The sequence below is a fragment of the Chryseobacterium sp. HNCC26DJ241 genome (assembly GCF_057180505.1).
The window spans coordinates 1-286 of record NZ_JBXUGL010000098.1; the positions used below are offsets into that span (position 1 = coordinate 1).

Sequence of the window (286 nt, forward strand, 5' to 3'; positions counted from 1 at the left end):
GCTTTAAAATCTGATTATACAATGCCTACTTTAGCTGAAGTAGAGAAATATACAAAAGAAAACAACCACTTACCTAATATTCCATCTGCACAGGAAATCAAGGAAAAAGGACTGCAAGTAGGAGAAATGACGAATCTTTTGTTGCAAAAAATAGAAGAACTTACGCTTTATACTATTGAGCTTAACAAAAAGAATGAGGAACAAGCATCTACTATAAATACTTTGATAAATCGTTTAGAAAAGGTTGAAAATAATAATTCAACAAAATAAAGGAAACAGAAAATCA

Annotated in this window: 1 pseudogene; it reads left to right on the plus strand. The window is 29.7% G+C overall.

Going from position 1 to position 286, the window contains the following annotated elements:
• Positions 1-270 (plus strand): annotated as a pseudogene (locus AC2A1C_RS15905) (hypothetical protein); the annotation flags it as partial.
• Between the last annotated feature and the right edge of the window lie 16 nt (positions 271-286).